This window comes from Terrimonas sp. (genome assembly GCF_003075435.1).
In the GTDB taxonomy this organism is placed as follows: domain Bacteria; phylum Bacteroidota; class Bacteroidia; order Chitinophagales; family Chitinophagaceae; genus Agriterribacter.
Genome location: NZ_QCZJ01000015.1, coordinates 48386 through 71845, shown reverse-complemented (window position 1 = coordinate 71845; position 23460 = coordinate 48386). Strand labels below are relative to the sequence as shown.

Genomic DNA, 23460 nt, shown 5'->3' with positions numbered 1-23460 from the left:
TACCCGGCTTAGCTATTTTCCACAATTAGTTAACAAGCTGCATTAGTGTGCGGAATGAAATACTTTGATTTCCCCATCTTGTGATAGCTTTCTCACGCAGCCTTGCTGAATGTAATCGTATATACGCTTCGTATTTTTCCGCGTCGCTGAAAAAAAACTGGATGGTGAATGTTGGTCCTTCATCGTCATCCTGTTCAAGTAATTTGAAAATTTTATAATCAGCAAATAATAATGTTGCCAGCATTTCCGGAATATGTTCTTCCTGCTGCCACTTCAACCATTCATCCGCAATTTGCCAGGTAACTTTTGTAGTGATGTTATATACTACCATGTTTTCGATTTAAACAAACTTATCACTTACTTCCGGATTGATATATATCAAAGTTGAAGCTTAAAAACAGCAATATATAAAATGAAACCAGTAACCCTTATCAGGTAGGTCGGTACAGAATACTTTATGCCGTTGATGAATATCAACTGAGTGTCATAAATTTTTATCGAACATATCTGGTGGAAGATCGAAAAGGGTTGAATCATGAATTTCCTGCCTGGGTTATAAGAAATATAATCCCCCATTCAATATAAACAATATTTATTCTGATAATCAATATAATATATGTTGTTATTTAATATATGCTTATGAATTTTCATAAAAACACTCAATAAAAATAAATATTTCACTGATAATATAATAAGCAATAACACTTATTAAGTCTCGTTTATTTATCAGCATGAAGTTCTTAAAGCAAAATATTATGAAAAAAATTTTACTTCTTTCTTTTAATGTTATTGTATCAGCACTGGTTGTATATAGCCAGTGTACGCCCACAGGAAACCAGAACACCTACGGTACCGGCAATGTGTGGATCGGGTATGTATATGACAACTCAAATCTTACTAATTACAGGGGTTATGTAAACCAGGGCAGCGCCTCAAGCCCCAATTTTGATCAAAGTTTTGGTGGTGATAATGTAACTTATAATACTACGTCATGTAGCGTGCAAACAGAAACTTTCAGTGTTCGCTACAGGCTTTCCAAAACTTTTGCAAGTGGTATATACACTTTTGTGGCAGGTGGAGATGATGGATACAGGTTAAGTCTGGATGGTGGTACTACCTGGGTTATTAACAGGTGGGTTGACCAGAGCTATGCTACAACAACCTACACAGTCAGCTTGAACGGAACCTATAATATGGTGTTGGAATTTTATGAAAATGGCGGAGCCAACAGGGTTTCTTTTTCAGTGGCAGCGGTTTGTAACGGCACAGAGAATACTACGGTGTATGGCAGCAGTAATGTATGGTATGGATATATATATGACGGAACAAATTTTGATACCTATATGGGTCGTGTAACAGAAGGCTCTGCTTCAAACCCAAATTTTGATGAGAGCTTTGGCGGTAGCAACACTACTTATGCAACAAGCGGTTGTGGTGTTCAAACTGAAACTTACAGTGCCCGTTATAGATTAACAAAAACTTTTGCGGCAGGTACCTATATGTTTACAGTAGGTGGCGATGACGGGTACAGGCTAAGCCTTGATGGTGGCGCTACTTGGTTTATTGATAGATGGGTTTTACAGTCTTATGCTACTACTACAGCATCAATTTCACTCAATGGCTCTTATAATATGGTATTAGAGTATTATGAAAATTCAGGAGATAACCGGGTGAGCTTTACACTTCAAACATTATCGCTTCTGCCGGTTTCGCTTGAAGCTTTTACCGCGATTGAAAAAAATAATACAGTTGAATTAAGCTGGGTTATAGCGAATGGAAGCAATCCTGATGTTTTTGAAGTAGAAAGAAGTGCAGACGGCAATACTTTCTCGCCAGTACAGCAAATAACAGGATCAGTTAATACCACAACATATAGTTATACTGATAAGCATCCTGTTAGCGGCATAAATTACTACCGGCTTAAAATAACCGACCTTACCGGTGTGGTTACTTATTCAAAAATTGTGTCAGTACGTTTAAAAGTTTTATCGCAGCAGGCGGTTAATATTTACCCAACAGTAGTAACCAATAATTACTTTTCAATAGCGGTAAATAAAACAACCGGCAAAGCGGAAATAATTATTGCTGATTTGAGCGGAAGGATTGTTAAAAGGCAGTCTGCAGGTAATATAACTGCCGGCACCCCTGTAAAAATCACAACTGAAAACATACAGGCAAAAGGAATATATTTCGTTTCTGTAACTACAAACGACGCCCAGATATCTACAGGTAAAATAATTATACAATAGCTAAATCTTTGCTTTTTAAGAATAATGCAGGCAGAGCCACGATTTATCGTGGCTCTTAGCTTTTATGCCGAAAAAATATTTACAGGCTGTTTCGAACTGCCATAGGGTTGTCATGCTGCTGTATTTTTTTTGTAAAAAACATCAGTATGAAAATAATTGAAGTATTTAAAACTAATGTTGCTGATAGCAGGCAGAGCATATTGCTGCTGCAGGCCATTCGTCTGCGCTTTCCGGCATATATTGCTAATTTTGATTTGCACGATTGCGACAATATTCTGAGAATAGAAAGCAGTCGCTTGCAAATCGTTAATGAAAATATAGTCGGCCTGTTAAATGAATATGGTTATTATGCCGAAGCACTGCCAGATTAGAACGGGCTGCGGCAACTATTTTATATTATGTTCGTTTATAGTCCATCTTTCTCCAATCCTTAATTCCTGTTTACCTTTGCCTGATGGATTATTTTAAGAAGCTGTTGGAACTATTAAAAACGGAACGGCAGGAAGACGAAAATGCTTACAGGGAGTTAATTGAACGTTCATCCATACAGGATAGAAGAGCGAATGGTATAAGCTGGTATCCAATTGCTATAAGGGATACTGAAATGAGCAGAGGCGACTATCTGGTGGTTGAAGTTGAACGGACAACCAATCATGATATTCCGCACCAGCTGCGGTTTGGATCAGCAGCGGCTTTATTCTCTAATCATTCTCCTAAAGAATACAGGGTGGAAGGCGTTATAAGCCATCAATCCGGAAATCGCTTAAAAATTACTTTACGCACCGATGAACTGCCAGACTGGAGCCGCGATGGTAAGCTTGGTATTGACCTGTTGTTTGATGATAACAGCTATGATGAAATGCAGTATGCGCTTAAAAATGCTATTTCCATTTCAGCAAATGAAAAAGAGAATACGCTTATTAAAATATTAACCGGTGAAAAGAAACCATCTTTCAATACTCCGGATATTTCATATAAAAGTGATAAACTAAATACGTCGCAACAAGATGCAGTTAATAAAATACTCGAAGCTAATGAACTGACAATAGTACATGGCCCTCCGGGCACGGGCAAAACCACTACATTGGTACAGGCTATTAAAGCGCTGACACAAAAGGGATACAAAAAAATACTGGTGGTTGCGCCAAGCAATGCCGCTGTTGATTTATTAAGTGAAAAATTATCGGCTGAAAATTTGAATGTATTGCGCATAGGAAACCCGGCGAGAGTTTCAGAATCGTTGATGTTGCTTACGCTCGACAGTAAGATGATGCAGCACAGCGGCATGAAAGATATTAAGAAAATGAAGAAGCAGGCAAGTGAATTCATGAACATGGCGCACAAGTACAAGCGGAACTTTGGCAAAGCAGAAAGAGAACAGCGGAAAGCATTGTTTGATGAAGCGCATAAAATAATGAAGGAGGTTGACAAAACAGAGCAGTATATCATGAATGATCTGTTGGCCAGGGCGCAGGTAATTACCGCTACACTGGTTGGCGCAAATCATTATACGGTTCGTAATCTTACCTATGATATTGCAGTGATTGATGAAGCCGGGCAGGCGCTGGAGCCCGCCTGCTGGATACCCATTTTAAAAACAAAAAAAGTAATACTTGCCGGCGATCATTGCCAGTTACCGCCAACAATAAAATCAGAAGCCGCCGCAAGAGCAGGACTGGCAACTACATTACTGGAAAAAGTTGTTGCGCTGCACCCGGAAGCCATTAGCCTGCTGGGAGAGCAATACCGTATGCATGAGATCATTATGGGTTATTCTTCCGATGTATTTTATGAAAGCAGGCTGAAAGCGCATCATTCTGTTGCAAGGCATTTGCTCTCCGATGCCGAAGAGCCTCTGCACTTTATTGATACTGCCGGTTGCGGCTTTGAAGAAAAAACAGAAGGTACAAGTATATCCAACCCCGAAGAAGCCGCGTTTTTATTCAGGCATCTTTCGCAACTGGTGAATGCGCTTGCACAGTACTATACTTTAGAAAATTTTCCAACGATCGGCGTAATATCGCCTTATCGCCAGCAGATTGTATTATTGCAGGAACAAATGCAGCATGCAGCTCATCTTAAAGATTATGCAAATAAAATTACGGTCAACACCATTGATAGTTTTCAAGGGCAGGAGCGGGATATTATTTACATCAGCATGACGCGCAGTAATGCGGACAGTAAAATCGGGTTTCTTTCTGATATCCGCCGCATGAATGTTGCTATGACAAGAGCAAGAAAAAAGCTGGTAGTGATTGGAGACAGCGCTACACTCAGCCAGTTCCCATTTTATGTAAATTTTATTGCGTACACGGAGAAGCACAATGCATACCAGAGCGCATGGGAGTTTATGGATGAGTGATTGATGGGATGGTACTATTCCAATTTTACTACTTCTTGCAGGCATTAAACCAGATTCTTCTAAAATAGGGATAACGAACTGCTTTGCTGCTATTCACTTACCACCTCCCTCACCACTTTCTTCACCTTATCCAAACCTGTTTTGGCAACCAGTAATGCGTCCTGCTGCCAGTATGTTTTATTGAACAGCTCTAATGAGAGCACTTTTGTTCCACCTATTTCTTTAAGAATGGTAAGAATCTGTTTCATCGGAGCTGCGCCATCTCCCGGGTATACACGGTCAGCATCTGTTTGCTCATTCACTGGTTTGGAGGCCGGGTAATCATTGATATGAATAATTTCTATAACGCTTCCATTTACAAGCTTCAATCCGTTAAAACCTGATCCTCCTCTGAAAAGATGATACACATCCGGCAGTACCCTGGCGTCTGGATCATTGGCAGCCGCGGCTATAGCTAATGCCTGCCCTAAATTGTACAGCGTGCCAGAAGCTCCCCAAAACTCAAGCTGTGGCATCACGCCATATTTTCTTCCCAGTTCCAGTATCTCACGGTAATAGCTACCCGCTTTTTGAAAATCAATCACATCTCCTTTATTTACTCCGGAAGGAGGAGCGGCAACACGCCTGCAACCCAATGCAGCTAATAATTTCATTTCGTCTTCCAGTTCCTTCAGCCCTGCGTTGCGCTTAATATCATCATTAACCATCCATGTGGTAAAGCTGATGGCATTTTCAAAAGAGAGATTTTTATTTTTGATATACTTTGCCAGTGAATCTACTGAATTAGTTTTAAGACATTCCCTGATATCATTTATCCAGAGTTCCACGCCATCATAGCCTGCGGCAGCAGCAATATCAAGCATTTTAAGCAAGCCGGGTTTTTGTCCCATAATAGTGCTGGTATTAAGGCAATACCTGAATGGGCCTGCTCCGGTTTTATTCGTTTGAGCATGTATGGAAAATCCCGGTAAAACGGCGCCGATGGCTGTAATGCCTGTATACTTCAGTAAATCGCGTCTGTTAAGCATGGCTGATTATTATTTAACTAATTCAGAGTACTAATTCATTATGCAGTTTGATCAAAGTTTTCTGCGGGTCTTTGGTTAATCCCGGGTGCACTTTAGAGGTTTGCACTATAGTGCTTCTTGTTGCAGTGAGCCAACGAAATCTTGATGCCATATCAAGTAATGCAATAGGCCCGCCATCAACATCAGCAGCACAGATTTTTTCAAAAGCACATATATGATTTTTTACAAGCTCAATATCAAGCTCATGGGAAAAAGCTTGTAGTCTTTTTTCATCAATCGTATATATTGCCTGAAGAAATTTATGATCTCTCGAATAGAGGATGACCCCCACGTTCAGGAACTCCTCCCTGTCTACCCGCGGCACAACACGGATCACTGCGTATTCAAATAACCTGTTGTCTTGCATGCTGTGCTTCTTTTACGAAAATATGAGATGAGTTAATGCGTGTATTCAAAAATTCAATATATACTTTTCGTTGCGCTTCGGCTGTTTCATTGTCGTGTACAAGCCAGGCATCCGGCACCAACGATACAATATCTTTAATGCGCTCCGGTGTAAGTATTTTCCTGGATGCTTCATCTGCTTTATCAATATCATTTGCCCAACGCAGCAATACATGATCTTTAATTTGTACAAATGGTTTTTTTGCCTGCTCTTCCCAATTTTGCCAGGAGTGATGAAAGTATAATGATGCACCGTGATCAATCAGCCACAATTCTTTATGCCATATCAGCATATTGGTATTCCTTGCTGTTCTGTCTACATTGGTTAAAAGCGCATCAAGCCAAACAATCTGTGATGCAAGTGCCGGTGCTGCTTTATTTGCCGCCGGATCAAATGTAATGGCGCCGGATAAATAATGCAGCGCTAAATTTAGTCCTGTGCTTGCTTTCAGCAGATCCTGTATTTCTTCATCGGGCTCTGTGCGTCCAAAGGCTTCATCAAGGTTTGCAAAAACAATTTCAGGCACTTTCAACCCGAGCGCCCTGGCAATTTCTCCACCAATTAAATCTGCAATCAGTGATTTTGGTCCCTGACCCGCTCCCCTGAATTTGAGCACATATAAAAAGCCATCATCAGCTTCCGCAATAGCGGGCAAAGAACCGCCTTCGCGTAAAGGAGTTACATAGCGGGTAACATTTACTGTTCGTATGCTGTTTTGTCTGCTCATTGCGGGAATTTCAAAACCAGCATGAAAATTAAGGGAAGTTTTTGAAACCGGTTTTAATTCTGATAATTTATTCGCTTTAAAAAGAGTGTATCTATTTTTTTGTTTGGTGAAGCAAAGCATTTAATAGCTCTTCCAATACTTTTACCACTCCATCCTCATCATTAGATGTTGTAATAAACCGTGCGGCTTCTTTTATTTCCGGGTGTGCATTTTCTACCGCATAGCTGAAATAAGCTTCTTTCATCATTTCAAGATCATTCATGTAATCACCAAATACCATTGTTTCATCAAAGCCAATATTAAATCGTTTTTGCAAGGCTTTGATCGCCCGCCCTTTATCTGCCATCTTATCTGAAATGTCAAGCCATATATTACCGGAAACCTTTACCTGTAACTCACCTTCAAACTGTTTATAAAAAATATAGCTGTTCTGCTCAGAGCCGCCAAAATCGCAGATAGCGATTTTCAGAATTTCGTCATCTGTTACCTTTAATAAATCATCAACGGAAGTACGCCTGTCATAATACATTTCCACGTTCCTCATAAAATCTTCATTCGTATCCTCAATATATGCCTGCTTTTTACCGCATAATATTGTGTAGGCGTCAGGTATGGTTCTGGCAATACGGATAAGCTCCGGAACAATGGCTTTATCGAGCGGTTGCACCAGCAGTTCTTTATCTTTGTATGTTACAAAGCTTCCATTCTCGCCTATAAATATCATATCGTTTTTTACAGGCAAAAATTCATTTTGCAAATTATATAATTGCCTGCCGCTGGCTGCAGCAAACAAAATGCCTTTCGCTTTTAATTTATCAAATATGCTATAGAAGGATTCGCTGAGCTGTTTTTTTGAATTGAGTAATGTGCCATCCATATCCGTGGCAATAAGCTTAACTCCAGACAGGTTCATCAATTGTTGGTTTGTTGCGACGCGAAGGTAAGGTTCATCTGCCTTTCAGAGGTATTACCAGCTTTAATCCAGACCAAATTTCATCAACTGCACATACTTTAATATCAACCAATCCATTATCCAGAGCTAAAGCTCTTATAACATCTTCTGTAATATCTGTTTCAACTTTTGACGCTTTTTTAGGCCATGAAACCCATATCATACCATCAGGAAAAATTTCACCGCGGAGCCGAAGTATATTTTCCTGTAAATCTTTTGCACGCTTTGCGAAGAAATGAATACAATCCTTTTTCCCTTTTTTATCTGTTGTGATGGTTACTTTTTCAGGAAAATCAGAAAATAAGGCAGCATAGTAATCCGGTGCATTGATGATACGTATGGTATTTCCCTCTTTTATACCCAGCTTTTTTGCAAGGGGAGTTTTTGAATAACCGGCCGGCATAGTATTGCTTTGTGAATACTAATATACGCTGTTGATGAAATAAACACCAGCTTTACACTGGTGTTTATTATTACTAAGGCATCACATCACCTCAATCACTTTCTCCTGCGTTTTTGCTTCTTCATTTTTAGGCAGTGTAATGATCAATACGCCGTTTTCATGCCTGGCCGCTATTGATGCTGCATCTACTTTATTATTCAATGCTAGTGAACGTTCAAAGCTTTTGATGGGAAATTCCTGCCTGCTGAAATTAGGTTTATAATCCTCTGGTAACGTTTTTGCCCCACTGATGAGAAGTACGTCATTGGCAACCGTGATCTTAATATCATCCCTGGTAAAACCACTGGCAAAAACATGTACTTCAAACTCATTTTCGTTTTCGATAATATTGATCGGTACATTATATTTTGGCCTGCGGAATTCTTTGAAAAACGGGTGATGTCCATGGAACTCCTTTTTCAGTCTGCGCAATTGCGGACCGAAACCTGTAAATTGGTTTGTATACATTTTACTTTCCTGTTTTTGTTAATAATAAAATATTTGTTTATTCACTTCTTTTCATTTCTTCCCGTATTTGTTCTTTTTCGCCACAATGTCTTTCATAGCCAGGACGATGTTTTTTGTAATCTGCAAAACGTTTTGGCCCCACAAATGCCATCAGGCTTGCGAACGTAATGGCTGCAGCAGCCAGGCCTGTTAAAAATCTGTTCCTGTAGCTCATTATTGAGGATTTTGATTGGTTGATGAATGTTGATTCCTGTTAAATCCGCCACATCCAAATGCACCACGGGGATTTGATTTGAATGCCTGGTATTCTTCATCGCTCATATTGCGGATGTGGTCAACAAACACAAAACGCTCTTCGCTGAAATTCCTGCCGAACCTTCTTCGCCTTCCTGCAAACAGGCGGAAAACCAGGCCTGCAATAAGAAAGAATGCTATCACCCTAAGTACAAAAAATGGAATAAAAAACAGCGCCGTGCCAATTAATACACCAACCACTATTGGTTTTACAATACTTCTGTTCATTGTATAAATTTTTATTGTTTGCAAATGCTTTACTATGCAGACGGATGACTTTCATTTTTACTTTAAAGAGAAGAAAGCAGGAGGAAGAAAGATAAAGGGAGAAAGACAAAGGATGCAGAATATAAAAGACAAGGCATGCCTTGTCTCTATAAACCTGGAACATATAACGCTAAACCACAAACTACAAACCACAAACACTATCCTCTTCTTCCGCACCGCTCCCGCCACTGTTCTTTAAATTTTGCTTTTTCTTCTTCGCTCATATTCATCCATTTTTCCCGCCAGCGGCCTGGCCCTCCAAATGGAACATTATTGCGGGGTGGTCCAAATTTAAATCCGCCAAAAAGTATGCGGCATAATACCAGTAAGCCCATTGCCTTCCAGTAAGTAATATTATTTACATGTACCAGGTCGGGTAATATGGCATTCCATAACCACATCACCACTCCCGACATTGCAAAAAGCCCGATTATCATAACAGGAAAAAAAGGTGGGCGCCTTCTCCTGAATGCGCTGTTATTGCTGCTCATATTACAGTATATTTAATTCATTATATAAATCAGCCAGCCGGTTGCGCAAATGTTTTACCGCATACCCTTTTCTGCTGATAATGGTTTTTAACTTTTCACCGGTTTTATCGGCAATTTCCTGCAGGGTCATATCTTCCAGTTCGTTCCATACAAATACCTGCCGCTGGTTTTCAGGCAGCTCATCCAGTGCCGCCATCAACTCTTCCCAAAAAAAAGATTTGAATTGTTTTAATTCCGGGCTGTCATCTTCTGTTGTGAGTATATCTATCACCCGCAGGTCGTCTTCGCTGTTGTCCGGCAAAGCATCTTCCAGCAAAAGATCTTTCTTTTTCCTGTATTTATCTGTAAGCCTGTTCCGTGCAACCCGGTACAGCCAGCCGCTTATACTTTCCACCTCATCAATATTTACCATATTGCTCATTTGATACCAAACATCCTGGAGTATATCTTCAGCATCTTCATCTGTATTCACCCTGCCGCGGATAAAATTAAACAGCCTTGCGCCATAATCTCTTACTACCGATACTATTGTATGCTGCTTTGTATTGCTCATTACGTGTAAACCCGTATGTATATGCAGGTAGACGGATAACAACACAAATTACTTTAAATGATCTGTTTGTATATATTAAAGATATTTACCTGTCAGTCTATACATTTGTGTATCAAAGCTATAATATGGCACAAAAAAACTGGCTTAAAAGCCTGTTACAGTATTTTTTACAGGGATTGATCATTCTGGCTCCGATTGTTATAACAATATGGGCATTAACATCGTTATTTAATTTTGTTGACAGGATATTGCCTGATATAGTGGAGAAAATATTTCCCGAAACCTCGGCTTATTACCTGCGGGGAATGGGGTTTGTGGTGGCGATCCTTATTATTTTGCTGGTAGGTTATTTGTCTTCATCGTTTGTGGTAGGCAAATTAGTGGAGTTGTTTGACAGCATTTTGCAGAAAACGCCGGGCATAAAAATAATTTACACCACCGTAAAAGATTTTTTTGAAGCTTTTGCGGGCAATAAAAGAAAGTTTGACAAGGCAGTGCTTGTTGCTATTGAATCAACAGATATATGGCGAATTGGATTTGTAACACAGGAAGAAGTTGCTGAATTCGGATTGAATGAATATGTATCTGTATACGTACCTCAATCCTATGCTTTTGCAGGGCATTTATATTTTGTAAAGAAAGAAAGGGTGAGGTTGATAACTGATATAAGTTCCGGTGATGCTATGAAATTTGCCATATCAGGTGGAGTGACCAACTTAGAGGAAGATACGCATACAAAAGGCGATTAAAGCTATTTTACAATAAACCCTTACACCCATGTTAACCAGGATACTCTTACTGTTTTTTTGCATAACCATTACTATTGCCACAACCGCTAACGATTATGAAGAAGCGTGGAAAGCATTGCATAAAAATGACAGGAAAACTGCGCTTGCGTTATTAGAGAAGGCATTTAAAGATCCGGCTACCGCTGTAGATGCTTATATCACTTATATCTATCTTTCCAACTTTGAGGGCAGGGGCAGCGCGCCAAATGAGTTTATTGAAAAAGTTTACAAAAAGCTCAAAGACCCTAATCCATATTTGTTTGCACTTTGGTTTAATGATCCTGTATTGGGAGGTTATGGAAAGAAAAATGCCATACAGCTTGACCTCCTGGAGAAGATTTTAAGCGACAGGAATTGCAACGGTTCATTAAAGTCGGCAGCATACTATGTAAACTCATGGCATCTGCAGGCCTCAAACAATATTGCAAAAGCAAGAAAAGAAACTGAAAAAATGGGCTCTGTCGGGCCGCTTTGGCAATTAGCTGGTCCCTTCGACAATTTATCAGGAAGTGGTTATTATAAAGATTTTGGACCATTACAGCATCCGGAAGCCAATGCTGTTTTTAAATCAGCTGGCGGAGCTGATATATCCTGGTTTACTCCTGCTGCAATGAATATGGATGGCTGGACTTTCCCCCATGCGCATATTCGTTATAACACCGCTGTGGTATATGCACAAAATTTTGTGAATGCACCGGCTGATATGAAAGTGCTATTGAATGCAGGCGGCGCAGGTGCGATGAAGGTATGGGTAAATGATGAGCAGATCATTGCGGAAAAACTAGACCTTGTTACTGAGCTGGATTATTATAAAAACCATGTACAGCTGAAAAAAGGATATAACCGCATTTTGGTTCAGCTTGCTTACAGCAATACCACTTCTCCAAATTTTATTGTAAGATTTACTGATGATAACTATAATTCTATACCCGGGTTAACATATACTCCCGCTTTACAGCAATATACTAAGGGCAATACTCAAAAACAGGCTGAGCCTTCGTTAAGGCATTTTGCAGAAATTTATTTTGAACAAAAAATAAAGCAGCAACCGGATAATATTGTCAACTATATATTATTAGCGGAAACTTATTTACGGGATAAGAAAACAGCGGAAGCAAGAGCTTTGATTGAAGATATTCTTGAAAAATTCCCTGATAATTCTCTTTTACGGGTAGAGCTTATGCTTTGCCATATTAAAGATAATAACAGAACATTATTACTGCAGGAAACCGAACGGATGAAGGAAAAAGATCCCGAATGCCCGATAGTATACAAGCTTAATATTCAAAAATTACTGGAAACTGAAAAGTATGATGAAACTGAGGAGGCCTTAACAAAGTATGCCACCCTGTTTGGCAATGATGACGATATGTTTGATACAAAGATCAAGCTATATGGTGCCCAGAATAAAATGGATGTGCTGATAAAGACAATTGAAGACGCGTATAAAGCAAATCCTGAGAATACAGGTGTGCTGGAGATGATGTTTAATGTAAAGATGCAGGCGTATAAAGATGTTCCCGGCGCGTTGGGCATTTATGAAAAATACCTGAAATCAAACTTCAATTTCCAGGTGCTTAAAGCATTGGCAAAGGCATATAATAAGCAGGGCAAGGCAGATAAGGAATTGCAGATACTTAAATCTCTCTCAGATAATTTTCCGTACGATCCGGATTTGATCACAGATGTTTCAAGCTTTTATTTTGACCAGCAGAATTATAAAAAAGCAACTGAATTCGGACGGCAGGCTTTAACCCTGGCACCCTATGTTGCCACTTATTGGGAAAATCTGGGAACCGAACTGCAACACCAGGATATTCAGCAGGAAGCGATAGATGCATACAAGAAAGCAATCTATTATGAAGCTAACAAATACTCAGCAAGAGAAAGGCTAAGAGAATTACAAAAGAAGTCCTCGGTGTGGAAAGCATTTCCTGAAACAGATGTATATGAGCTGGTAAAAAAGGCCGATAACAGCATAGTAGATTATGATTATTATTACCTGCTCGATGAAAAGTCTGCGGTTATTTATCCTGAAGGTGCATCCGAAGAATATTACACTCTGGCCATCCAGGTGGTTACGCAAAAAGGTATTGACAACTGGAAGGAAACTAGTATATCGTATAACTCAAATTCATCTGACCTTTTTATAGAAAAAGCGGAAACAGTAAAAAAGAACGGTGTTAAAACACCTGCTGAGAAGAATGGGAATCAATTAGTGTTTACCGGACTTGATGCAGGCGACGCAATAGTGATCAAATATAAAATACAGAATTATGCGCAGGGAAGGCTTGGAAAAGAATACTGGAACAAATTTATATTCAATGCTTTTGTTCCTGAAAAACTGGCAAGATTTAACCTGCTTGTAGCCAATAACGTAAAATTCAATCATGCTGCTTTGAATATGAAGCTTGAACCTAAAGTAAGCAGCTACGATGATTTTAAGCTGTATACCTGGCAAAAAGAAAACCTTGATGCGTTCAAGGGCGAACCCTATATGCCATCGTTGCAGGATGTTGGCGCTTCAATAAGTGTATCAACCATCAATTCCTGGAATGATATTGCTACATGGTACAGCGATCTTTCTGCCGTTAAAACAGACGATGATTTTGAAGTAAGAAGAGTATTCAATGAGCTCTTTCCTAAAGGAACTGCTTCATTATCTCAAAAAAATATAGCGATAGCCATTTATAATTATATAGAAAAAAATATCCGATACAGCTCTGTTGCTTTCAGGCAAAGTGCTTATGTGCCCCAAAAGCCTTCAGTAACAATAAATACAAGTCTGGGTGATTGTAAAGACCTGTCTGCGCTGTTCGTTTCGCTGGCAAAGCTGGCAAATATTAAAGCCAACCTGGTATTGGTAAATACAAGAGATTATGGCCAGAACAGTATGGTATTACCATCTGTGGAATTTAATCACTGCATTGTAAAAGCCTTGCTTGATGGTAAACCCTATTATATTGAGCTTACAGACAATAACCTTCCTTTTGGAAGCCTGCCAACAAGCTTATATGAGGCGGCATCTCTTGTAATACCGGCAAATGCAAAAGACACTGTATCATCAAAAATTGAATTTATTAACGCAGTTAACAGAACAAAGGAAAAGACAAGCCGTAAGATTTACCTCTCTGTTATAGATGACAACGATTTAAAAGTAAAAACAGACATTGTTAAAACCGGCGCTTTAACCTCTTCGCTAAGGAATCAGTTTGCCACGCTTTCTAACCAGAAGCAGATGGAAGAAATGGAAGGTAATATAAGTGGCAGTTTCAAAAACCCGGTAAAAGTAACTGCTATTTCTTTCAAGGGATTGAATGAACAATCTGATTCGATAAGATATGCCTGCGAGTATAATGTTCAAAATGAGGTTGCTGAGTTGGGCGATATTAAAATGGTAAAAATTCCTTTTGGAGATGCGGTGGCTACAGTAGATAATTTTTCCCTCAGCGAAAGAAAATTCCCGGTGGAATACTGGAGGTATGAAGATGTGGATGAATATGAAACGGTTGTTGAAATAACTGCTCCCGCAGGAACAAAGTTTTATGAGATACCGAAAGACGAAAAATTAAGTTTTGTGAACGGAATATATAGTTTGCAGTATCAGCTTAAAGGCGAAAACAAGCTGGTGGTAACGAGAAAGGCATCAATTAAAAAAACTACCATTCCTGTGGAAGGCTATGCGGCAATGAAAGACTTTTTAAACAAGATAGTGAAAGCTGAGGCGAGGTATATAGCGTTTAAGAGTAAGTGATAAAAATTTTGAAACTGAAAATATTAAAAGCAGGGACATATAAACTTATGTCCCCGCTTTAAAAAACTTAAACATCATCAGGATTGCTTTCTTCCAGGTCCTCATGATTATCACCTCCAAGACTATAATAATTATTTTCTTCATCTTCGGAGCCAATTTTTTCATCTTCATCATCCAGGTCTGCACCCGGAACATCTAATCCCATTTCCATAGATTCGTTTTCATCATCAAAATCATTACGCAGCTTGGAGCCGTTTTCATAAATATCTTCAGATGCCGGATACTTTGGATACCCGGGTAAATCTTTTTGGGTTTTATTTTTCTTATCCATAAAAAATTATTTATTGGTTAAATACGATGTCTTTAAAACGCATGAAAATATTCCTAAATTTAAGCAATATATAATCGTGATCGGCCAGTATTAACATATGAATGATCTGGCAGTTATTTGAAAGAGTAATGTTTTTTTGAGCTAATAATCACTAACTAACCTATGCACCGCAAGCTTTTGTTTTTAATCACCTTCACTTTTATACACCAGCAAATATTCTGCTGGGGGTTTTATGCGCATAAAGTAATCAACCACCAGGCTGTTTTTTTACTGCCGCCTTCCATGATGGGTTTTTATAAACCCAAGATTGATTTTATAACGGAGCATGCGGTTGACCCTGATAAAAGAAGGTACATCGTAACACAGGAAGGACCAAGGCATTTTATTGATCTCAATACTTACGGTGTTTATCCATTTACAAATGTGCCGCGCAGGTGGAAAGATGCAGTTGATAAATTTGGAGAAGATTCACTTTACAGTCATGGGATTGTGCCATGGTGGATAAACAGTATGCAACAAAGACTAACCAACGCGTTTCAGCAAAAAAATTATCCTGCCATATTGAAATTATCCGCGGAGCTGGCACATTATATCGGTGATGCTCATGTGCCCTTGCATACACATAATAATTATAACGGTCAGCTCACAGGTCAGCAGGGCATTCATGGTTTTTGGGAAAGCCGTATACCTGAACTGCTTGCTGAAAAAAGTTTTGATTATTTTATTGGCAAAGCAACATATATAAAAGACCCTTTGGATTTTGCATGGAAAATTGTATTACAAAGCGCTTCAGCTGCGGATTCTGTTTTGTTGTTTGAAAAGAGATTGAGCGATCAATATCTGCCTGATCAAAAATATGCTTTCGAAGAAAGAAACGGCATGATCGTAAAACAATATTCATCTTCTTTTGCCATTACTTATAATGATTTACTTAATGATATGGTTCAGCGTCGCATGCGCCAATCCATATTTGCGGTGGCGTCGTTATGGTACACCGCCTGGGTAAATGCAGGGCAGCCTCAACTGGAAGCAAATGCCAATATTCAGTTTACCGCTTCAGATTCAACTGCATTTAAGCTTCTCGATGCCGGCTGGCAAAGCGGTAAATCAGGGGGAAGGACTTGTGAAAATTAATGTATATTTGCCACCCTCAACGATTTGACTGATCCGGATGAATTTGGATTGATCAATCTATTAATCAATAATAATGACTCACAATTTTAATGCAGGACCAAGCATTTTGCCTAAAGAAGTTTTTGAACAGGCGAGCCAGGCAATCCTGAATTTTAATAATACCGGATTATCTATACTGGAAATAGGACACCGCACCACATTATTTCAACCGGTGCTTGATGAAGCTATTTCGCTGGTTAAGGAATTAATGCAGTTGGATAGTGATCACGAAGTGTTGTTTTTGCATGGTGGTGCCACTACCCAGTTTTTCCAGGTGCCGATGAACCTGCTGGATGATGGAGCAACAGCAGCTTACCTGGATTGTGGTGTGTGGGGAAGCAAACCTATTAAAGAAGCAAAGCTTTTTGGTAACGTAGAGGTAGTGGCTTCTTCCAAAGACAAGAATTATACGTATATCCCTAAGGAATTTACTATTCCATCAAACGCTTCGTATTTTCATTATACCACTAATAATACCATAGAAGGCACACAAATGCATTTTGTGCCTGAAACAAATGTGCCGCTGGTAGCTGATATGAGCAGCGATGTGCTAAGTCATGTAATGGATTTTAATCGCTTTGCGCTTATTTATGCCGGTGCTCAAAAAAACATTGGTGCTGCGGGAGTGAATATGGTTGTGGTAAATAAAAATAGGCTTGGAAAGGTTAAACGCCAGATGCCTTCAATGATGGATTACCGCAAGCATATTGAAAACGGCTCAATGCTGAATACACCACCTGTATTTGCTATTTATGTGTGTATGCTTACATTAAGATGGCTGAAAGAGCAGGGAGGGGTACCTGCTATTGAAAAGATCAATGATCAGAAAGCAGAACTTCTATATAAAACGCTTGACAGCTTGCCTGTGTTTAAGCCTACCGTTAATAAGGAAGACCGCAGTAAAATGAATGTGGTATTTGTAATGGATGATCCCGGGCAGGAAAAAGCTTTCCTTGAATTGTGTAAAAAAGAAGGAATGGTTGGCGTAAAGGGACATCGTAGCGTTGGCGGATTCAGAGTATCATTATACAATGCATTGCCGTTAAGCAGCGTACAGGCCCTTACAGAACTGATGAATCATTTTGCATTGAAACATGCATAACAAAGCAATTATCTAAAAATTTTATGGCCACTATAGCTCCATTTAAAGCACTTCGCCCGCAGGCTCAGTTTGCCAGGCAGGTTGCATCTCCCCCATATGATGTGTTGAACAGTAGCGAAGCAAAAAAAGAAGCAATAGGCAATCCTTATTCTTTTTTGCATATTACAAAATCTGAGATTGACCTTCCGGAAGGAACAGACGTACACACCGGCGAAGTATATGAAAAAGCCAAAGACAATCTGCAGGCTTTTGTGCAACGCGAAGTATTGTTTACAGAAAATAAGCCATGCTATTATATTTACCGGCTGACAATGAACGGGAAAAGTCAAACCGGGTTGGTTTGCGTGTCATCTGTTGATGATTATGAAAATGATGTTATCAAAAAACATGAATTTACGCGTCCTGAAAAAGAACAGGATCGAATTAATCATATTTCAACTACAGGTGCACAAACCGGCAATGTTTTTCTTGCGTACAAGAATGTTGAAGCATTAGACGTGTTGATAGCCAAATGGGAAAATGAAAAATCACCTGTATACGATTTTGTTGCAGATGATAATGTCAGTCATACCATATGGATTGTTACTGATGATAAGGTAATAGATAACATCACTAAAATATTCAATGAAAAGGTTGAAGCAACCTATATAGCGGACGGGCATCACCGTGCTGCAAGCGCTGCCAAGGTGAGGTTATCTGCTGCCGGCGATTCAGACGGCGCTTCCTGGTTTCTTACTACTTTATTTCCTGCTTCACAATTGTATATTATGGATTACAATCGTGTGATAAAGGATTTGAATGGCTTATTGCAAAACGATTTTATAGAAAAAATAAAGGAAAACTTTGAGGTAAAGCCTAATGGCACAGAAGCGGTTTCTCCTAAACAATTACATGATTTTGGAATGTATACCGGTGGCGAATGGTATACCCTTACCGCAAAACCAGGCACATACACAACAGACCCGATTGGTGTGCTTGATGTAACCATTTTGCAAAACAACCTTCTCGATAAAATATTAGGCATCAAGGATCAACGCACCGATAAGCGCATTGATTTTGTTGGCGGCATAAGAGGTTTGCAGGAACTTGAAAAAAGGGTGAACAGCGGAGAAATGAAAGTGGCATTCAGCTTATATCCCGTGAGTATTCAGCAATTATTTGATATTGCGGATAGCGGGAATGTAATGCCCCCCAAAAGTACCTGGTTTGAACCAAAGCTGAGGGATGGTTTGCTGACGCACTTGATTAAGTGAGCGTGTCCGTAAGATGAATTAAGGAAGCCGGGAATGCACAAATGATTTATTAGAAGCATTAATCCGTATATTTCCGACAATTTTCTTTGCTCAGGCAATTATTAATATTTTGCACAAACAAAAGCTCATACTATTTGTTTTTTTGCTAATAATTGCTTGTTTTATAAGTTATACCTGGGCGATTATTTTTATTGAAAATGTTACCGTTGGCTGGCGTCATTACTTATCATTGACAGCTTTCATTATTCTTGTTTTTCTTTTTATAAAAAATATAAAATGAGGTATTGCAGGTATAATAATTTTCTTTTCATTATGCACGGGTAATTTATTAACATTAACACCATTCTTAATAACAAAATCATACTGGCTCAAATTAGGTAATCTCAAAATGTCAACTCCTTTTTTTCAATTATTGCCTTTTGTACTTTTAACGCTCTTCCTTATCCTTAATTTTGACAGTCTGGCTAATATGTATCTTGATTATAAAGAGAAAAAGAAGGAAAGCTAAAGGTGAGGCATTTAATTACTTCCTGCTAAATGTGCTTTTTTAAAGCAGCAAAAAAGTATTGTTTCGAACCAACCTTTCACAATTAATTTATCTTACACATCCTATCTTTACCCTCATGAAACAGCTAAGCTTTTTACTATTATTCACAATACTTACAATAACTGGCTTTGCTCAGCAAAATGCAGATACCCTGCAGCAAACCGGCCGCAATTATATGCGCAAGGGCGACTGGGGAAACGCTATCATGGTTTTTAACCGCGCCCTGCAGTTAAAACCCGGCGATGCAGATATCCAGAACGATATTGCCTACACTTATTTTTTGCAAAGAGATTTTACAAAAGCGCTTGAAATCATAAAACCTGTAATAGAAAATGACAATGCGGATGTGCGTAGTTTCCAGATCGCAGGCACAATATACCGCGCCATCGAAGAACTGAAAGAAGGCACAAAAGTATACGAAAAGGGATTGAAGAAATTCCCATTAAGCGGTGTTTTACACAGCGAATATGGGGAGCTGCTGTGGCAGAAAAAAGATTATAACGCAATAAACCAATGGGAAACAGGCATTAAAGTTGATCCCAATCACGCAGGTAATTATTATAATGCCGCACGGTATTATTATTTCACCACAGATAAAATATGGAGTTTGCTGTACGGTGAAATTTTTGTGAATATGGAAAGTTATACCATCCGCACCGCGGAAATTAAAACGCTTCTGTATGACGGATATAAAAAACTTTTTGCAGATGCTGACCTGCTCAAAAATTATAAAGTTAAAAATAAAAATGATTTTGAAGTGGCTTTTCTTACTTCAATGAATACACAATCTCCCAAAGCGGCTACAGGAATAAACCCGGAAAAACTGATTGAAATAAGAAAGGGATTTATACAAAGCTGGATTGAAGCAAATGCTCAAAAATTTCCATACCGTTTGTTTGAGTACCAGCAGCAGTTGATAAAACTGAATATGTTTGAAGCATATAACCAATGGATATTCGGGGCAGCTATCAGCGCCGATCAATACCAAAACTGGATGCAGCAGCATAAAGCTGAATATGATGCTTTCAGCAACTTTCAGAGAGGGCGGGTTTTTAAATTACCAAAAGACCAATATTATAGACGCAAATAGGTTATTCCTTCATAATTCATTATCTTGAATTTTGAAGAAAACGATTACGCCATGACTCAACCCAAAAGATTATTTGATTGCCTGGATTATCAACTGGAAAAATTTCCTAAGGAAGACATGCTCGTTGCCAAAGAAAATGGCGAGTGGCGCAAATACAGTACACAAAAAGTAAAAGATACTTCACTGCAACTGGCTGCCGGGCTTTCCGCGCTTGGTATATCAGGTAATGATATGACCACCGAAGGAAGAGATAAGGTTGCTATTATTTCAAACAACCGACCTGAATGGCTGATTACTGATCTGGCTGTACAACAGGCAGGGGCGATTCTTGTACCCATTTATCCAACTACCAATCCCCTCGAAATAGAATTTATTTTTAATGATGCGGAAGTAAAATATGTTTTTGTAAGCAGCGCAGAATTGCTGGAAAAGATAAAAGCCATTCAACCTAAGATACCCAGCCTGAAAGGCATTTATACATTTAATAATATAGAAGGTGCAGATCATTGGAGCGAAGTACTGAAACTTTCAACAAACGAAGGTTTGGCTGCTGTGAATGAAATAAAAAATAAAATTGAGGCTAAAGATTTAGCTACTATCATATACACATCAGGTACAACGGGCACACCAAAAGGCGTAATGCTCAGCCACAACAATATTGTACAAAATACTTTTTTCTCTAAAGAAAGTTTTCCTTTTGATGATCAGCCGGCATATAAAGCATTAAGTTTTTTGCCGCTTAATCACATTTTCGAAAAAACCGTAAGCTATATCTACATGTTCAGCGGCATAGGTATTTATTATGCCGAAAGCCTTGAAACCATTGGCGCTAATCTGCAGGAAGTAAAACCAGATGTATTTACAACCGTGCCGCGCCTGCTTGAAAAAGTATATGAGCGCATAATGGGTAAAGGGGCTGAGCTTACCGGTATAAAAAAAAGCCTTTTTTTCTGGGCAGTAGAGCTTGGTAAAAAGTATGACAATCTTGTTGATGGTGGCTTTTTATATAACCTGAAACTATCCATTGCCAATAAACTTATATTCAGCAAATGGCGTGAAGCACTGGGCGGAAATATTAAATACATTATTACCGGTGGTGCTGCTTGCCAGGAAAGATTAATACGCATTTTTAACGCGGCCAAAATACCATTGTATGAAGGATATGGGCCTACAGAAAACTCCCCGGTAATTTCAGTAAACAGCCGCGGCAAAGGCAGAATGAAATTCGGAACGGTTGGTCCCCCAATAAAAGGCGTTGAAGTAAAGTTGATGGAAGACGGAGAAATATGCGTGAAAGGCCCATCTGTGATGGTTGGCTATTATAAGCGTCCTGATCTTACTGCCGAAGCCATCATTGACGGCTGGTTGCATACCGGCGATATAGGTGTTTTTGAAGACAATACTTTTTTACGCATAACAGACCGTAAAAAAGAATTGTTTAAAACCAGTGGTGGTAAATACGTTGCTCCGTCTGCTATAGAAAATAAACTGAAAGAATCCCGGTTTATTGAACAGGTGCTTGTAGTAGGCGCAGGTGAAAAGTTTGTTGGCGCACTGATTGTTCCGTCATTTGCCAATCTTAAAGACTGGTGCGGGAAAAATAATATTCCTTACAGTTCCAATGAAGCGGCAGTAAAAGATCCAAAAGTACTTGCCCATTACAAAGAAATTGTAGAGGGTATGAACCAGTTCTTTAACCATGTGGAACAGGTGAAACGCTTTGAATTATTGCCCCGCGAATGGACGATTGACTCCGGAGAGATAACTCCTAAAATGAGCTTGAAGCGTAAAGTGATTATGGAAAAGCATAAGGATGCGATTGCCCGTATTTATTCATAGCACTATTATCCAAATCAGCTTTCCGGTATTTACATTCAGGGTTATATCTTTGCCCAAAGGGTATAATGGAAAAATCAAATTTTGTTGACCAGATAAGGATATTCTGCAGAAGCGGACATGGTGGCGCAGGCAGCAGGCATTTTATGCGTACCAAATACAATGCAACGGCGGGTCCCGATGGGGGCGATGGCGGTCGTGGCGGTCATATTATACTGAAGGGCAATAAAAATTTATGGACATTGCTGCACCTCCGGTATTTTAAAAATGTACTGGCAGAAAATGGAGAAAGCGGAAGTGGAAATAATTGCACCGGCAGGAGCGGTAAAGATATTATTATTGATGTGCCGCTCGGCACTATTGCTATTGATGAAGAAACCGGCAAAGAGGAAGCAGAGATATTGGAAGATGGACAGGAAATAATATGGATTAAAGGTGGAAGAGGCGGATTAGGCAATGCCAATTTTGCCACAGCAACCAACCAGGTTCCTGAATATGCACAACCCGGTGAGCCGGGCCAGGAAGCATGGAAAGTGCTTGAGTTAAAAGTGTTGGCAGATGTGGGGCTGGTAGGATTTCCAAATGCAGGAAAATCAACTTTATTATCTGTAATTACTGCGGCTAAACCCAAAATTGCTGATTATGCCTTTACTACCATCAATCCAAACCTGGGTATAGTTCCCTACCGCGATGGGAAGAGTTTTTGTATAGCAGATCTGCCCGGTATAATTGAAGGCGCTGCAGAAGGAAAAGGGCTTGGTCATCGCTTTTTAAGGCATATAGAACGCAATCCTGTGCTGCTTTTTATGATTCCGGCGGATAGCGCCGATCACCGCAAAGAGTTTGATGTGCTGGTAAATGAATTAGAGCAATATAACCCTGAGCTATTACATAAATCCTTTTTGATTGCAATCACCAAGAGTGATATGCTGGATGAGGAACTGAAAGCTGCTATATCAAAAGAATTACCTCCCGATATACCTCATCTCTTTATTTCGTCCGTTACACAAAAGGGTTTGCCGGCTTTAAAAGATAAATTATGGGAGGTTTTAAATAAAAAGATCGTCAATAAATAGCATTATTGTAATAAATGCTGTAATATTACCGCCTAAATCAATAGAGCAATTTATTGATTTCTAATTATGACCTCTCGATTGCCTGCCATTTTTTGGCGATAAGAGGCTGCTTTAACTGGCAGCCTCTTTTTTTAAGCCTTCCCTCCTGCATTAAAGTAATACAATCCATTATAAACCACAAACCACCAACTACTCAACCACTTCGCCTCCCACACGCCAAATCTCAAATCTC

The 23460-nt window shown here is 39.3% G+C and carries 23 protein-coding genes; 11 read left to right on the top strand and 12 right to left on the bottom strand.

Annotated features, from left to right (window positions below; translation table 11 throughout):
- Nucleotides 1-25 precede the first annotated feature (25 nt).
- On the bottom strand, nt 26-331 hold the full coding sequence (locus DC498_RS16210; RefSeq protein ID WP_116875228.1) for a DUF4286 family protein: 306 nt from the start codon (nt 329-331) through the stop codon (nt 26-28).
- A 424-nt stretch (nt 332-755) separates the two neighbouring features.
- On the opposite strand from DC498_RS16210, the gene DC498_RS16205 reads away from it, so the two are divergent.
- The 3 genes from DC498_RS16205 (at nt 756) to DC498_RS16195 (ending at nt 4611) form a co-directional block, all read left to right on the top strand.
- Entirely contained in the window at nt 756-2249 is a 1494-nt protein-coding gene (locus tag DC498_RS16205) for a T9SS type A sorting domain-containing protein (protein ID WP_165813865.1), read from the top strand.
- Nucleotides 2250-2395: 146 nt separating this feature from the next.
- Nucleotides 2396-2620 (top strand): hypothetical protein, encoded by a 225-nt coding sequence (locus DC498_RS16200; protein ID WP_206197646.1) that lies wholly within the window; start codon nt 2396-2398, stop codon nt 2618-2620.
- An 83-nt stretch (nt 2621-2703) separates the two neighbouring features.
- On the top strand, nt 2704-4611 hold the full coding sequence (locus DC498_RS16195) for an AAA domain-containing protein (protein ID WP_116875226.1): 1908 nt from the start codon (nt 2704-2706) through the stop codon (nt 4609-4611).
- Between the two features lie 89 nt (nt 4612-4700).
- On the opposite strand, the gene DC498_RS16190 is transcribed toward DC498_RS16195, so the two are convergent.
- The 10 genes from DC498_RS16190 to DC498_RS16150 form a co-directional block, all read right to left on the bottom strand.
- Nucleotides 4701-5639, bottom strand: a complete 939-nt coding sequence (locus tag DC498_RS16190) for a sugar phosphate isomerase/epimerase family protein (protein ID WP_116875225.1) — start codon at nt 5637-5639, stop codon at nt 4701-4703.
- A gap of 22 nt (nt 5640-5661) precedes the next feature.
- Nucleotides 5662-6045, bottom strand: a complete 384-nt coding sequence (locus tag DC498_RS16185; RefSeq protein ID WP_116875224.1) for a DUF3037 domain-containing protein — start codon at nt 6043-6045, stop codon at nt 5662-5664.
- Entirely contained in the window at nt 6023-6811 is a 789-nt protein-coding gene (locus DC498_RS16180) for a HipA family kinase (RefSeq protein ID WP_116875279.1), read from the bottom strand. The genes DC498_RS16185 and DC498_RS16180 overlap by 23 nt, the downstream gene beginning before the upstream one ends.
- A 91-nt stretch (nt 6812-6902) precedes the next feature.
- Nucleotides 6903-7724: an HAD family hydrolase gene (locus DC498_RS16175; RefSeq protein ID WP_116875223.1), complete on the bottom strand. Its 822-nt coding sequence runs from the start codon at nt 7722-7724 to the stop codon at nt 6903-6905.
- A gap of 34 nt (nt 7725-7758) precedes the next feature.
- Nucleotides 7759-8166, bottom strand: a complete 408-nt coding sequence (locus DC498_RS16170; protein WP_116875222.1) for a DUF3052 family protein — start codon at nt 8164-8166, stop codon at nt 7759-7761.
- Between the two features lie 81 nt (nt 8167-8247).
- On the bottom strand, nt 8248-8673 hold the full coding sequence (locus tag DC498_RS16165) for an Hsp20/alpha crystallin family protein (protein ID WP_116875221.1): 426 nt from the start codon (nt 8671-8673) through the stop codon (nt 8248-8250).
- A gap of 37 nt (nt 8674-8710) precedes the next feature.
- Complete coding sequence (locus tag DC498_RS26205) at nt 8711-8887, bottom strand: hypothetical protein (RefSeq protein ID WP_165813864.1); 177 nt, start codon at nt 8885-8887, stop codon at nt 8711-8713.
- The gene (locus DC498_RS16160) at nt 8887-9195 is read right to left on the bottom strand and encodes a hypothetical protein (RefSeq protein WP_116875220.1); all 309 of its coding nucleotides are present in this window, start codon (nt 9193-9195) and stop codon (nt 8887-8889) included. Before DC498_RS16160 ends, DC498_RS26205 begins: the two co-directional genes overlap by 1 nt.
- Before the next feature lie 197 nt (nt 9196-9392).
- Nucleotides 9393-9725 carry a hypothetical protein gene (locus DC498_RS16155; RefSeq protein WP_116875219.1) on the bottom strand — a complete coding sequence of 111 codons (333 nt, stop codon included), beginning with the start codon at nt 9723-9725 and terminating at the stop codon, nt 9393-9395.
- Between the two features lies 1 nt (nt 9726).
- A complete protein-coding gene (locus DC498_RS16150) occupies nt 9727-10278 on the bottom strand; it encodes an RNA polymerase sigma factor (RefSeq protein ID WP_116875218.1) in 552 nt (183 codons plus the stop codon).
- 125 nt (nt 10279-10403) lie between these two features.
- Here DC498_RS16150 and DC498_RS16145 point away from each other — a divergent pair, with 125 nt between their 5' ends.
- Together DC498_RS16145 and DC498_RS16140 are read left to right on the top strand one after the other, a co-directional pair.
- Nucleotides 10404-11027 carry a DUF502 domain-containing protein gene (locus tag DC498_RS16145; RefSeq protein WP_116875278.1) on the top strand — a complete coding sequence of 208 codons (624 nt, stop codon included), beginning with the start codon at nt 10404-10406 and terminating at the stop codon, nt 11025-11027.
- A gap of 28 nt (nt 11028-11055) precedes the next feature.
- Nucleotides 11056-14820, top strand: coding sequence for a DUF3857 domain-containing protein (locus DC498_RS16140; RefSeq protein WP_116875217.1), 3765 nt, complete (start codon nt 11056-11058; stop codon nt 14818-14820).
- A 67-nt stretch (nt 14821-14887) separates the two neighbouring features.
- On the opposite strand, the gene DC498_RS16135 is transcribed toward DC498_RS16140, so the two are convergent.
- Complete coding sequence (locus DC498_RS16135; protein ID WP_116875216.1) at nt 14888-15151, bottom strand: hypothetical protein; 264 nt, start codon at nt 15149-15151, stop codon at nt 14888-14890.
- Nucleotides 15152-15313: 162 nt separating this feature from the next.
- Between DC498_RS16135 and DC498_RS16130 the strand changes: the two genes are divergently transcribed.
- From DC498_RS16130 to obgE, 6 genes are all read left to right on the top strand, one after another.
- Nucleotides 15314-16285, top strand: coding sequence for a zinc dependent phospholipase C family protein (locus tag DC498_RS16130; RefSeq protein WP_116875215.1), 972 nt, complete (start codon nt 15314-15316; stop codon nt 16283-16285).
- 73 nt (nt 16286-16358) lie between these two features.
- Nucleotides 16359-17426 carry a 3-phosphoserine/phosphohydroxythreonine transaminase gene (gene serC, locus DC498_RS16125; RefSeq protein ID WP_116875214.1) on the top strand — a complete coding sequence of 356 codons (1068 nt, stop codon included), beginning with the start codon at nt 16359-16361 and terminating at the stop codon, nt 17424-17426.
- 23 nt (nt 17427-17449) lie between these two features.
- The gene (locus tag DC498_RS16120) at nt 17450-18679 is read left to right on the top strand and encodes a DUF1015 domain-containing protein (protein ID WP_116875213.1); all 1230 of its coding nucleotides are present in this window, start codon (nt 17450-17452) and stop codon (nt 18677-18679) included.
- Between the two features lie 623 nt (nt 18680-19302).
- A complete protein-coding gene (locus tag DC498_RS16115; protein WP_116875212.1) occupies nt 19303-20316 on the top strand; it encodes a tetratricopeptide repeat protein in 1014 nt (337 codons plus the stop codon).
- A 24-nt stretch (nt 20317-20340) separates the two neighbouring features.
- Nucleotides 20341-22155, top strand: a complete 1815-nt coding sequence (locus tag DC498_RS16110; protein WP_240628033.1) for an AMP-dependent synthetase/ligase — start codon at nt 20341-20343, stop codon at nt 22153-22155.
- A gap of 65 nt (nt 22156-22220) precedes the next feature.
- On the top strand, nt 22221-23228 hold the full coding sequence (obgE, locus tag DC498_RS16105; protein ID WP_116875210.1) for a GTPase ObgE: 1008 nt from the start codon (nt 22221-22223) through the stop codon (nt 23226-23228).
- Nucleotides 23229-23460: the final 232 nt, after the last annotated feature.

Bases quoted from the DNA above. Each gene is read 5' to 3' on its own strand.
- DC498_RS16210 (WP_116875228.1), bottom strand. From the start codon at position 331: ATGGTAGTATATAACATCACTACAAAAGTTACCTGGCAAATTGCGGAT.
- DC498_RS16205 (WP_165813865.1), top strand. From the start codon at position 756: ATGAAAAAAATTTTACTTCTTTCTTTTAATGTTATTGTATCAGCACTG.
- DC498_RS16200 (WP_206197646.1), top strand. From the start codon at position 2,396: ATGAAAATAATTGAAGTATTTAAAACTAATGTTGCTGATAGCAGGCAG.
- DC498_RS16195 (WP_116875226.1), top strand. From the start codon at position 2,704: ATGGATTATTTTAAGAAGCTGTTGGAACTATTAAAAACGGAACGGCAG.
- DC498_RS16190 (WP_116875225.1), bottom strand. From the start codon at position 5,639: ATGCTTAACAGACGCGATTTACTGAAGTATACAGGCATTACAGCCATC.
- DC498_RS16185 (WP_116875224.1), bottom strand. From the start codon at position 6,045: ATGCAAGACAACAGGTTATTTGAATACGCAGTGATCCGTGTTGTGCCG.
- DC498_RS16180 (WP_116875279.1), bottom strand. From the start codon at position 6,811: ATGAGCAGACAAAACAGCATACGAACAGTAAATGTTACCCGCTATGTA.
- DC498_RS16175 (WP_116875223.1), bottom strand. From the start codon at position 7,724: ATGAACCTGTCTGGAGTTAAGCTTATTGCCACGGATATGGATGGCACA.
- DC498_RS16170 (WP_116875222.1), bottom strand. From the start codon at position 8,166: ATGCCGGCCGGTTATTCAAAAACTCCCCTTGCAAAAAAGCTGGGTATA.
- DC498_RS16165 (WP_116875221.1), bottom strand. From the start codon at position 8,673: ATGTATACAAACCAATTTACAGGTTTCGGTCCGCAATTGCGCAGACTG.
- DC498_RS26205 (WP_165813864.1), bottom strand. From the start codon at position 8,887: ATGAGCTACAGGAACAGATTTTTAACAGGCCTGGCTGCTGCAGCCATT.
- DC498_RS16160 (WP_116875220.1), bottom strand. From the start codon at position 9,195: ATGAACAGAAGTATTGTAAAACCAATAGTGGTTGGTGTATTAATTGGC.
- DC498_RS16155 (WP_116875219.1), bottom strand. From the start codon at position 9,725: ATGAGCAGCAATAACAGCGCATTCAGGAGAAGGCGCCCACCTTTTTTT.
- DC498_RS16150 (WP_116875218.1), bottom strand. From the start codon at position 10,278: ATGAGCAATACAAAGCAGCATACAATAGTATCGGTAGTAAGAGATTAT.
- DC498_RS16145 (WP_116875278.1), top strand. From the start codon at position 10,404: ATGGCACAAAAAAACTGGCTTAAAAGCCTGTTACAGTATTTTTTACAG.
- DC498_RS16140 (WP_116875217.1), top strand. From the start codon at position 11,056: ATGTTAACCAGGATACTCTTACTGTTTTTTTGCATAACCATTACTATT.
- DC498_RS16135 (WP_116875216.1), bottom strand. From the start codon at position 15,151: ATGGATAAGAAAAATAAAACCCAAAAAGATTTACCCGGGTATCCAAAG.
- DC498_RS16130 (WP_116875215.1), top strand. From the start codon at position 15,314: ATGCACCGCAAGCTTTTGTTTTTAATCACCTTCACTTTTATACACCAG.
- serC (WP_116875214.1), top strand. From the start codon at position 16,359: ATGACTCACAATTTTAATGCAGGACCAAGCATTTTGCCTAAAGAAGTT.
- DC498_RS16120 (WP_116875213.1), top strand. From the start codon at position 17,450: ATGGCCACTATAGCTCCATTTAAAGCACTTCGCCCGCAGGCTCAGTTT.
- DC498_RS16115 (WP_116875212.1), top strand. From the start codon at position 19,303: ATGAAACAGCTAAGCTTTTTACTATTATTCACAATACTTACAATAACT.
- obgE (WP_116875210.1), top strand. From the start codon at position 22,221: ATGGAAAAATCAAATTTTGTTGACCAGATAAGGATATTCTGCAGAAGC.